The organism is Vibrio makurazakiensis, from assembly GCF_050337375.1.
Taxonomy (GTDB): Bacteria; Pseudomonadota; Gammaproteobacteria; order Enterobacterales; family Vibrionaceae; genus Vibrio; species Vibrio makurazakiensis.
The window spans coordinates 1-8,727 of the sequence record NZ_JAKJSW010000177.1; the positions used below are offsets into that span (position 1 = coordinate 1).

General features: G+C 43.4%; 12 protein-coding genes. All 12 read right to left on the reverse strand.

What is annotated here, in order from left to right:
• Positions 1–1,015 (reverse strand): quinolinate synthase NadA (gene nadA, locus L4C33_RS16715; protein WP_428813548.1); only part of this gene is annotated, 1,015 nt, incomplete at its 3' end.
• Between the two features lie 147 nt (positions 1,016–1,162).
• Entirely contained in the window at positions 1,163–1,951 is a 789-nt protein-coding gene (gene ybgF, locus L4C33_RS16720) for a tol-pal system protein YbgF (RefSeq protein WP_428813549.1), read from the reverse strand.
• Between the two features lie 33 nt (positions 1,952–1,984).
• The gene (gene pal / locus L4C33_RS16725; protein ID WP_428813550.1) at positions 1,985–2,527 is read right to left on the reverse strand and encodes a peptidoglycan-associated lipoprotein Pal; all 543 of its coding nucleotides are present in this window, start codon (positions 2,525–2,527) and stop codon (positions 1,985–1,987) included.
• A gap of 45 nt (positions 2,528–2,572) precedes the next feature.
• On the reverse strand, positions 2,573–3,925 hold the full coding sequence (gene tolB / locus L4C33_RS16730) for a Tol-Pal system beta propeller repeat protein TolB (protein WP_428813551.1): 1,353 nt from the start codon (positions 3,923–3,925) through the stop codon (positions 2,573–2,575).
• A 12-nt stretch (positions 3,926–3,937) separates the two neighbouring features.
• Positions 3,938–5,008, reverse strand: coding sequence for a cell envelope integrity protein TolA (gene tolA / locus L4C33_RS16735; RefSeq protein WP_428813552.1), 1,071 nt, complete (start codon positions 5,006–5,008; stop codon positions 3,938–3,940).
• 13 nt (positions 5,009–5,021) lie between these two features.
• Positions 5,022–5,462: a protein TolR gene (gene tolR / locus L4C33_RS16740; RefSeq protein WP_428813553.1), complete on the reverse strand. Its 441-nt coding sequence runs from the start codon at positions 5,460–5,462 to the stop codon at positions 5,022–5,024.
• A gap of 3 nt (positions 5,463–5,465) precedes the next feature.
• Positions 5,466–6,149, reverse strand: a complete 684-nt coding sequence (tolQ, locus tag L4C33_RS16745) for a protein TolQ (protein WP_428813554.1) — start codon at positions 6,147–6,149, stop codon at positions 5,466–5,468.
• The gene (gene ybgC / locus L4C33_RS16750; RefSeq protein ID WP_428813558.1) at positions 6,139–6,558 is read right to left on the reverse strand and encodes a tol-pal system-associated acyl-CoA thioesterase; all 420 of its coding nucleotides are present in this window, start codon (positions 6,556–6,558) and stop codon (positions 6,139–6,141) included. Before ybgC ends, tolQ begins: the two co-directional genes overlap by 11 nt.
• A gap of 154 nt (positions 6,559–6,712) precedes the next feature.
• The gene (ybgE, locus tag L4C33_RS16755; RefSeq protein WP_428813555.1) at positions 6,713–7,015 is read right to left on the reverse strand and encodes a cyd operon protein YbgE; all 303 of its coding nucleotides are present in this window, start codon (positions 7,013–7,015) and stop codon (positions 6,713–6,715) included.
• Positions 7,008–7,115, reverse strand: a complete 108-nt coding sequence (gene cydX, locus L4C33_RS16760; RefSeq protein WP_000270284.1) for a cytochrome bd-I oxidase subunit CydX — start codon at positions 7,113–7,115, stop codon at positions 7,008–7,010. The genes ybgE and cydX overlap by 8 nt, the downstream gene beginning before the upstream one ends.
• Before the next feature lie 32 nt (positions 7,116–7,147).
• The gene (gene cydB / locus L4C33_RS16765) at positions 7,148–8,284 is read right to left on the reverse strand and encodes a cytochrome d ubiquinol oxidase subunit II (protein WP_428813556.1); all 1,137 of its coding nucleotides are present in this window, start codon (positions 8,282–8,284) and stop codon (positions 7,148–7,150) included.
• Positions 8,285–8,297: 13 nt separating this feature from the next.
• On the reverse strand, positions 8,298–8,727 hold a 430-nt coding region (locus L4C33_RS16770), incomplete at its 5' end, for a cytochrome ubiquinol oxidase subunit I (RefSeq protein WP_428813557.1).

The following is an 8,727-nucleotide window of genomic DNA, read 5'->3' on the forward strand; positions in this document are numbered from 1 at the left end:
GCATACGATTCAATGGAATCAGTGATTTAACACGTAGCTCTTCTGAAACGAAGATCTCATGCTCTTCACCACCATGCTCTAGAGCAGTCTCGATAGCCTTTAGACCATTCATTGCCATCCAAGGACAGTGAGCACAGCTACGACACGTTGCACCAGCACCAGCGGTTGGAGCTTCGATTAGTTCCTTCTCTGGAACCAACTGCTGCATCTTAAAGAAGATGCCTTTGTCCGTCGCAACAATCATTTGCTTCTGAGGAAGCTCTTTCGCTTTCTTGATTAGCTGGCTTGTTGAGCCGACCGCGTCAGCAAGTTCAACTACACTAGCAGGTGATTCAGGGTGAACAAGAATGGCAGCGTCTGGGTATACCGATTTCATTTTTTTCAATGCATCTGCAGAGAACTCATCATGAACAATACACTCACCTTGCCATAGCAGCATGTCAGCACCTGTTTGGTTCGCGATGTAAGAACCTAAGTGGCGGTCTGGTCCCCAAATAATTGGTTTACCTTCTGCGTCTAGGCTTTCTACAATTTCAAGCGCAATACTTGATGTTACCACCCAATCAGCACGAGCTTTTACAGCAGCAGACGTATTAGCGTATACAACCACTGTATGATCTGGGTGCGCATCGCAAAACTCAGAGAATTTATCAGCTGGGCAGCCAAGATCTAATGAACACTCAGCTTCAAGTGTCGGCATTAAGATGCGTTTCTTAGGAGTCAGGATTTTTGCCGATTCCCCCATAAAGCGAACACCAGCAATAATCAGAGTGCTTGCGTCATGGCGGTTGCCGAACTTAGCCATTTCAAGCGAGTCACCAACAAAGCCACCCGTTTCTTCAGCTAATGCCTGAATTTCAGGATCTGTGTAATAGTGCGCGATTAATACTGCGTCTTTTTCTTGCAACAGTTTCTTGATGTTAGCAAGGTGCGCTGTCTTCTGATCTTGTGTCAGAGGCACTGGCTTAGGCGGGAATGGGTATACAGTGTCGATTTTGTCTAGAATGTGGCTCATTGCTTTTGCTCTATGCAACTTCTGATAATCCGAGCATTCTACACCTGATCACCCCTAGGGATCAAAAAGGATTCTTAGCGAGTTGAAACGGGAAAGATATTACAAACAAAAAAGAGGCGCTGTAAGCGCCTCTAGGTATTTAACTCATTATAGGTGAGTTTTCGCAACTTTCGCAGATGCACTCTTCGGGTGCTCCGCTACAACCTGCTGATAATACTTTTTCGCTTGTTCGGCGTTATTGTTCCGAGAAGCGATATCACCTAACTTAACTAATGCGTCAGCTCGTTTATTAGAGTCTTTATACGCGACTACCGCGGCAAAGCTCTTCACTGCATCAACATCTTGCTTTTTAGCAAAATAAAGCTGGCCTAACCAATAGTGAGAGTTCGGTGTAAATGTGGATTTTGGATAGTCTTTCTGAAACTTCTGAAAAGCGACAATCGCCCCAGTATAGTCCCTTTGCTTTAAGATCATATCCACCGCATTTTGGTATGCAGTTTGTTCATCGACATCGGAACTGAAGGTTCCTGTCGGTTCACTTGGCGTGTTTGCATCTGTCGCTGGTACAGCTGCTACACTAGAATTCTTAACTTCGCTACGAACACGATCAAGTTCGATAAATAGCTCACGCTGACGCTCAAGCATCTGCTGCATATCATAGCTATTTCTTTCTAACTGCCCGCGTAGTTCACTAATCTCCAAAGCCATGTCATCCATTTGCGTTTGCATTTGCAATTGCACGCGGTTTCGATTTTGAAGTAAGCGTTCTAAACGCTGAATATCAGTTTCATTAGAAGCCGAACGAGTCGTTGTGGTAGACGTAGATGTCGCGGATGAGTTACCGATATCAGATACTGGAGCGGGTGCAGCGAACGCTAGGTTCGCTGCACTTACCAGTAACGTAAGCGTAACTACTCGCTTAGTGTTACTGAACATGAGGCAATTCCTCAATTGGATAGATTACTAAGATTAGTAAACTAGTACTGCACGACGGTTTTTAGCGTACACATCTTCAGATTGACCTAGAAGAAGTGGCTTCTCTTCACCGTAGCTTACGATAGAGATTTGGTCAGCTTGAACACCTAGAGCTTGTAGGTATTGAGCTACAGCTTGTGCACGACGCTCACCAAGAGCGATGTTGTACTCTGGAGTACCGCGCTCGTCTGCGTGGCCTTCAATAGTCACTTGCATATCAACGTTCTTAACTAGGTAAGCAGCGTGTGCAGAAAGCATTAGCTCGTAGTCACCAGCAATAGTTGAGTTATCGAATGCGAAGTAAATTGTTTGAGTTTCGCGTAGCGCTTGCTCTTTTAGCTCTTGCTCAGAAAGTTGTGCATTCGCATCAATTGGCGTTACTACTGTTGTATCTACTGAGTTTTCAGAACCAGCAGTCGCTTGGTTAGTCTCAGTACCAGAAGTTGAAGAAGTTGCGTCATCGCTTGAGCTACATGCTGTTACTGCCATTACTGGTAGTGCAATCATTAAGCCTTTTAGAACTTTATTCAGTTGCATCTTATTTTTCCTTACGTTTTCAAACTTAGTTTTTGACTGTGAACACTATAAAAACGGTGACCATGATGGGGCTCTAACACGCCCATTTGTTGCTGGTAATCTAGCTTTAAATCGGCCATCAATAGAAACCATTGAAAGGACGTTTGTTTTATTAAAAATAGAGCTATAAATAACCATGCCACCATTTGGAGCAATGCTTGGTGACTCATCCAATAGTGTTTTTGTTAACACTTGAACAGCACCGGTTTCTAAATCTTGTTTAGCAAGATTGAATCCTGAATTACTACGATTAACCATAATGAGGAATCGGCCATCAGGTGTAATTTGACCACCTAAGTTTTGGCTGCCTTGCCAAGTCAGACGATTTGTCGAATTACTTGCCAAATTTACTCTATATATCTGAGGTTTACCACCACGATCAGACGTAAATATTAGTGATTTGCCATCAGGGTGCCAAAATGGTTCGGTATTGTTTGATCGGCCACGGGTAACTTGAGTCAATTTGCGGCTAGCAAGATCTAAAGTGTAAACCTGTAAGCTACCAGTTTTAGATAGTACCAGTGCCAAAGACTTCCCATCAGGAGAGAATTTTGGCGCACCATTGTGACGAGGGTATGAAGTTAACTTCTCTCGCTCACCCGTGTAAATATTCATAATGAAAATTTCTGCCTGGCCGTTTTGGAAACTCACATATGCGAGCTTCTTACCGTCCGGTGACCATGCAGGAGACATCAATGGCTGCTTAGAACGAAGAACTAATCTTTCGTTGAAACCATCGTAGTCAGCAATGCGAAGTTGGTATGGGTATTTATCTTTATCACTTACCACTACGTAAGCAATGCGAGTTAAGAACGCCCCTTTTTCACCAGTTAACTCTTCGTAAACAAGATCTGAAATACGGTGAGCATATTCACGTAAGCGTGGTCCTGGAACCGTCGCTTTCTTGTTAAACAAAACGTGATCTTTAGAAAGAACTAATTGCCCTTCATCACTCAGAGCTTTACTTTGACCTTGCGTTAATTGACCACGAACGATATCAATTAATTGGTAGTTTACAACGTACTGACCTTCAGCATTTTCAGTGATCGTTCCGGTAAGTAGTGAATCAACGCCCAATGTAGTCCAAGCATCAAAATTAACTTCGGCTTCACTATAAGGAGTTTGAGGCATTTTGTTTGTAGCTACAGGGCTAAACTTACCACTACGTTGTAAATCAGAAGCGATAACTGCTGAAACATCATGAGGTAGTGCTTTATTTCCTTCCCACTTAAACGGGACGATTGCAATTGGGCGCGCTGAGTTTATGCCATCTGTAATCACCAACTCCAAGGCGGCATTCGCCATTTGGCTGCTCATCGCTACTACGCATGCAAAACTAAGTAATAGTTTCTTTAACACTGGTTAGTCCTTTTACTCTGGTAATACAGTTAAATTGATATTCTTTAATGACGCTACGACATCAGGGTCTTTTGGTAATGGGTATGATTTCACTTGTGCAACTGCACGCTTTGTCGCAGCACATAAGCGGTTATCACCATCCAATAAACTTAAACTACCCAAAATGGCAGTCGAACCTGTCGGTATTAATTTCAAATTGACCTTACAAGACTTACCACGAAAGTTATCTTCAATTAATAGATTTTGTTGGATCAATTGAGTGTAAATCGCACCATAACGAGCAGCTTCAGAGTCAACAAACTGTTGCCTTGCTGAAGTATTCTGAGAAGACTCAGACTCTAAGCCAGCAAAAATGTCATTAAGCGCCGCTTCTTGTTCTTTACGCTCTTTTTCAGCACGAGCTGCAGCTTCTTTTGCTTTACGGGCTTTTTCCGCTGCTGCCTTCGCTGCTTTTTCTTTCGCTATACGTTCTTTTTCCGCACGTGCAGCTGCTTCTTTCTCTTTACGAGCTTTTTCTTCTGCCGCTTTCGCAGCCTTTTCTTTCTCTAAACGTTCTTTTTCAGCTTTAGCGATTGCAGCCTGTTTAGCTAGGCGTTCTTGCTCTGCTTTTTTTACTGCAGCTTCTTTAGCCTTACGGTTCGCTTCGGCTTCTGCCGCTTTTTTCTGTTCTTTCTTTACTCTAGCTTCTTCAGCTTTGAGTTGTTTTTGCTTTTCTACACGACGTTTTTCAGCATCACGTGCCGCTTTCGCGTCTTTAGCTTGTTGTTCTTTGAGCTTACGAATATTCTCTTCTTCAGCTTTTCGATTACGTTCTAAACGCTCAGTCTCTCGTCGAAGCTTATCTAAACGATCCTGCTCTTTCTTACTTGCGGCTTCCCTTTGCTGACGAATTTGGTTTGCTTGATCTCGAACTAGCTGAGGGTCAATAACAACCGCTTGAACCATCTGCCCGCTAGGCTCAGGCTTAGACATATTAAAGTCTGCGCCCCATAGTAAAGCGATGGCAAGAATGAGATGGAGGCCTATTGAGATAACAAGAGGTTTACCATAAGTACTCTTTTGATTTTTCTTAGTATCTTTCATGAGTGCTACGGAGCTATTCCCTTATATCCGTTAATAAGCCGACTTTAGGAACTCCCGCACGGCTTAATTCATCAAGTAACAGTACCACTTCTGCATATGGAGTAGCGGCATCACCACCCACGGCGACTGGTGAGTTTGGGTTAATTGACAACTCAGCCTTAACTCGAACGATAATGTCTTCAAGAGACAAGCCACGTTGAACGTCTTCATTATTAACGCTTAAACCGAGCTTACCGTTTTTATCTACTTCAACAATGATAAAGCTAGAGTTTTCATCACCCATCTCTTGTGCTGATTTCGCGGTTGAAGCTTTTGGTAATTCTACGTCGACCCCTTGTGTAACAAAGGGTGAAGTCACCATGAAGATGATCAGCAATACCAGCATAACGTCGATGTAAGGTACGACGTTAATCTCAGCTGTCATCTTACGCTTTTTAGGTTGGTATCCTGCCATTGATTAGTCCCTTCCCGCCATTGCTTGACGGTGAAGGATGCTGTGGAACTCTTCCGAGAATGTCGCGTAGTTATGTTCAAGTTTACCAACTCGGCTGCTGAATCGGTTGTACGCCATAACGGCTGGAATAGCCGCAAACAGCCCCATAGCAGTTGCAATAAGTGCTTCTGCGATACCGGGAGCAACCATTGCTAGTGTCGCTTGTTTAACTTGTCCAAGAGCGATGAATGAGTGCATGATGCCCCAAACCGTACCGAACAAACCAATGTATGGACTGATAGAGCCGACCGTTGCTAAAAATGGCAAGTTGGTTTCTAGTTCGTCAACTTCACGAGCAACAGATACGCGCATTGCTCGACCTGTTCCTTCCATAATAAAGTCAGGAGAAGCTGCATTCGTTTTACGTAAGCGTGCAAATTCGGTGAAGCCTGCGTAGAAGATTTCTTCAGTGCCAGAAAGTTCATCTTTACGCTTGTTTGTTTCTTGGTAAAGCTGAGCTAAATCGCCACCTGACCAAAACTTATCTTCAAATACTTCAGTATCTTTCGTGGCCTTTGAAAGCACTTTACTGCGCTTAATAATCATGGCCCATGATAAAACTGACATCCCCATAAGAGTCAACATCACAAGTTTTACAAGTAAACTCGCGTCAAGAATAAGGTCTAAAATTGAAATATCAGCTGTCACTGTTAGTTAACTCCGCACGGATAAAAGTTGGCATTGCTTTGGGTTTCATCTTTTGATTGTCGATACATGCTACCTTAACCATTGCTTTACACAATGCTTGGCCATCAGGATTTACGATTTCCTGACAGAATATAAGAGAAGCTCGTTTAAGTTCAGAGATAGTCGTAATGACTTGCAGTTGGTCATCAAGCCGAGCACCTTGGACAAAATCAATATCCATGTGTCGGACAACAAAGCCGATGTTTTGTTCAAGAAGAATATTTTGAGACACACCAACCGAACGCAATAACTCAGTTCGAGCTCTTTCGAAAAACTTCAGATAATTGGAATGGTAGACCACTCCTCCTGCATCTGTATCTTCGTAATAGACCGTTACAGGCCACTTGAAAGGTTCAGAACATCCCGACAAATTGATACCACTGTAGAAATCAACAAAGATATCACTATAACGCAAGTCTTTGACAATGCTACAAGAGGGCGACTGATTTTTTGAATTGAGTATAAAAAATGAGGCTATCTGGATAAGATAGCCTCAATTAGATTACAAACCGACCAATATTTTCCTATAAAAAATAGGCAAATGTCAGGTAGAGCAAGATTGATAGTGAGAAGTACGGGCTAAACAGAAGCTGCCAGTACCATGCTATTGGCTTAAAACCCACACCAAATACCATGCTAGAACATACCGCCCAGATCAATAGTGGCGCAATCACCGCATTAAATCCGCCAATACCTACAGAGTAAGCATTTGGCTCCCACATGACTAAACCAACATGCATGAAGCCAAGCACCAGTGATAAAACGCGCAATAGCGTTTTATCAGCAGGAGCATGCAGTTTACTTACTTGCTCAGTGAGATTACTCACTGTCTTTGTCCATCATTTCTGAGTGCTCTAACCAAAGAGCATTAATGATGCCGAATGCACATGCTAGAAGTACACCCAAAATCCATGCGAAATACCACATAAACGTTCTCCTAAGTAATTTAAACTTTCGGCTTAATAAGCTGAAACGTCATTGTCTTCAATGTGTTTCTTATCTAGACGACCGAACATTTTGTAGTATGTCCAAGTTGTGTAGCCAAGAATTACAGGAACCATTACCGCCGCAACTCCAGTCATAAGACCAAGCGTTAGCTCACTTGCTGTTGAATCCCACATAGTCAAACTGTGGTTAGGGTTTAGACTTGACGGCATTACGAATGGGAACATTGCAAAACCAGCCGTTAAAATAACACCAGCGTTAGATAGGCTAGAGAACAAGAATGCGAAGCCACCACGCTCAAAGCGAGATGCAATCACAGCTAGTAGTGGCATTGCTACACCAAGGATCGGCGCAGCCCACATTGCTGGATACGTTTCGAAGTTTGTCATCCACGCCCCCACTTGAAGTGATACTTCTTTGTTTAATGGGTTAGAGTCTGCAAACGTATCTATCGTGCTCGTAATAACATAGCCTTCGATAGATTGAACCCAGAAGCCACCAATAACGAACAGAGCAATAGCAATTAGGCCTGTGATCTGAGCAACGTTACGAGCACGGCGGTGCAGTTCTTCTGTAGTCTTCATTTGAAGCCATGTTGCACCTTGCATCACAAACAACATCAGAGCCAACACACCACATAACAATGCAAACGGGTTTAGTAGCGCGAAGAACGAGCCATGGTACTGAGACATCATTAGATTGTTCAGGTCAAATGGGACGCCTTGCATTAAGTTGCCGAATGCCACACCAAAAATGATTGGCGGTACCGTACCACTAAAGCAAAGTGCGTAGTCCCACGCCTTACGCCATTTTGGCTCTTCAATCTTAGAACGGTAATCAAGAGCAAGTGGGCGTAACCAAAGTGCCGCTAGAGTCACGTACATTGCAAAGTAGAAACCAGAGAAAGACGTCGCGTAAACCAGTGGCCATGCAGCAAACAATGCACYACCAGCCGTAATTAACCATACTTGGTTGCCATCCCAGTGAGGGGCAATAGTATTCAGCATAATACGACGTTCAGTGTCGCTCTTACCGATAACAGGAGAAAGAGCTGCAACGCCCATATCAAAGCCGTCAGTTACTGCGAAACCAACCAGTAGAACACCGATCAATACCCACCAAATAAGTCGTAAGCTTTCGTAATCAAACATATTATTCCCTCACTTATGCTTCGACAGAGCGACTAACTTTGTCTTCTACAGAGTTAGCTTCTTGTTCAAAGTGGTAACGGCCAGTCTTAAGGCTACTTGGACCTTTACGTGCGAATTTCAGCATTAGGTAAACTTCTGCAATTAGGAACACTGTGTATAGTGCAAGAATCGCAAATAATGAAGTCCAAAGCTGTTCGATAGTCAATGCTGACGCAGCAACGTTAACTGGCAGGATTTCACCAACCGCCCAAGGTTGACGACCAAACTCAGCAACAAACCAACCAGCTTCAATCGCAATCCAAGGTAATGGAATTGAGAATAGCGCCGCTTTAAGTACCCATGGTTTCTGCTCGATCTTCTGACGACATGTTTGAACAAACGCAGCACCGAATACAAACAACATGATAAAGCCACAAGCAACCATTAGACGGAATGACCAAAAT